Annotated in this window: 1 rRNA gene (running past one end of the window); it reads left to right on the forward strand. The window is 49.7% G+C overall.

What is annotated here, in order from left to right:
- Positions 1-89 precede the first annotated feature (89 nt).
- Positions 90-2500, forward strand: a 23S ribosomal RNA gene (locus AC2A4K_RS00510) (it continues 494 nt past the right edge of the window).

A 2500-nucleotide genomic window follows, 5' to 3' on the forward strand; every position in this document is an offset into this window, starting at 1 on the left:
ATTGCACATAATTTAATTTATAGAAAACAACAAGCCAAATTGGCAAACCAATTTCTATTCTTTGTAAAATGAGAACTATAACTAATATAGGTCAAGCTACAAAGGGCGTATGGTGAATGCCTTGGCATCAGGAGCCGATGAAGGACGTGATAAGCTGCGATAAGCTTCGGGTAGGCGCACATAGCCTGAGATCCGAAGATCTCCGAATGAGGAAACTCACATGGGAAATCCCATGTATCGTTAAGTGAATACATAGCTTAATGAAGGTAACCCAGGGAACTGAAACATCTAAGTACCTGGAGGAAGAGAAAGAAAAATCGATTTTCTTAGTAGCGGCGAGCGAAAGGGAAAGAGCCCAAACCGGAAACTTGTTTCCGGGGTTGTGGACATAACATAAAAGTGGAGGCTATTGTAACTGAAGAGAGCTGGAAAGCTCCACCGTAGAAGGTAATAGTCCTGTAAGTGAAACGAGAAGACCACGAGTTATGATCCAGAGTACCACGAGACACGTGAAACCTTGTGGGAAGCAGGGAGGACCACCTCCCAAGGCTAAATACTACCTGATGACCGATAGTGAAGCAGTACCGTGAGGGAAAGGTGAAAAGAACCCCGGGAGGGGAGTGAAATAGAACCTGAAACCGTATGCCTACAACCGCTCAGAGCCCCTTATGAGGGTGATGAGGTGCTTTTTGTAGAACGAGCCAACGAGTTACGGTATGTAGCAAGGTTAAGTACTTAAGGTACGGAGCCGAAGGGAAACCGAGTCTGAATAGGGCGACTAGTTGCATGCCGTAGACCCGAAACCGGGTGACCTATCCATGGCCAGGTTGAAGCGAGGGTAAAACCTCGTGGAGGACCGAACCACGTTGCTGTTGAAAAAGCATGGGATGAGCTGTGGATAGCGGAGAAATTCCAATCGAACCCGGAGATAGCTGGTTCTCTCCGAAATAGCTTTAGGGCTAGCGTCGAGTATGAGTAGTGGAGGTAGAGCACTGAATGGGCTAGGGGGCATAGCGCTTACCGAACCTTATCAAACTCCGAATGCCACATACTTTGAGCTCGGCAGTCAGACTACGAATGATAAGATCCGTGGTCAAAAGGGAAACAGCCCAGATCGTCAGCTAAGGTCCCAAAGTGTAAGTTAAGTGGGAAAGGATGTGAGATTTCTAAGACAACTAGGATGTTGGCTTAGAAGCAGCCACTCATTAAAAGAGTGCGTAATAGCTCACTAGTCGAGAGATCTTGCGCCGAAAATGTAACGGGGCTAAACTTACCACCGAAGCTACGGGCTTGAACTTAGTTCAAGCGGTAGGAGAGCGTCGTAACCGGGCTGAAGTCGTACCGTAAGGAGCGGTGGACTGGTTACGAGTGAGAATGTTGGCATCAGTAGCGAGATGTGGGTGAGAATCCCACAGGCCGAAAACCTAAGGTTTCCTCAGGAAGGTTCGTCCGCTGAGGGTTAGTCGGGACCTAAGCCGAGGCCGAAAGGCGTAGGTGATGGACAACTGGTTGATATTCCAGTACCACTACCATCGTTATTATCGATGGCGTGACGCAGGAGGATAGTGTGTGCTAGCTATTGGATGCTAGTCTAAGCGTTTAGGCAGTGAAAGTAGGCAAATCCGCTTTCATAATGCTGAGGCGTGATGGGGAAGGTTCCACGGAACCGAAGTACATGATTCCACGCTGCCAAGAAAAGCGTCTAGAGAGAGAAGTAGTGCCCGTACCGCAAACCGACACAGGTAGGTGAGGAGAGAATCCTAAGGCCGGCGGAAGAATTACAGTTAAGGAACTCGGCAAATTGACCCCGTAAGTTCGCGAGAAGGGGTGCCTACGAGAGTAGGCCGCAGAGAATAGGCCCAAGCAACTGTTTAGCAAAAACACAGGTCTCTGCTAAAGCGTAAGCTGATGTATAGGGGCTGACGCCTGCCCGGTGCTGGAAGGTTAAGGGGAACACTTAGCGCAAGCGAAGGTGTGAACTTAAGCCCCAGTAAACGGCGGCCGTAACTATAACGGTCCTAAGGTAGCGAAATTCCTTGTCAGGTAAGTTCTGACCCGCACGAATGGCGTAATGACTTGGGCACTGTCTCAACTGTAAATCCGGCGAAGTTGTAGTGCGAGTGAAGATGCTCGCTACCCGCGATTGGACGGAAAGACCCCGTAGAGCTTTACTGTAGCTTAGCATTGAGTTTTGGTATTGTCTGTACAGGATAGGTGGGAGACTAGGAAACCAGGGCGTCAGCCTTGGTGGAGTCATCCTTGGGATACCACCCTGACAGTACTGAAATTCTAACTGGCGGCCATGAATCTGGTCACAGGACATTGTTAGGTGGGCAGTTTGACTGGGGCGGTCGCCTCCTAAAAAGTAACGGAGGCGCCCAAAGGTTCCCTCAGAACGGTCGGAAATCGTTCGTAGAGTGCAAAGGCAGAAGGGAGCCTGACTGCGACACCCACAAGTGGAGCAGGGACGAAAGTCGGGCTTAGTGATCCGGTGGTACCT

This window comes from Clostridium sp. LIBA-8841 (genome assembly GCF_057782475.1).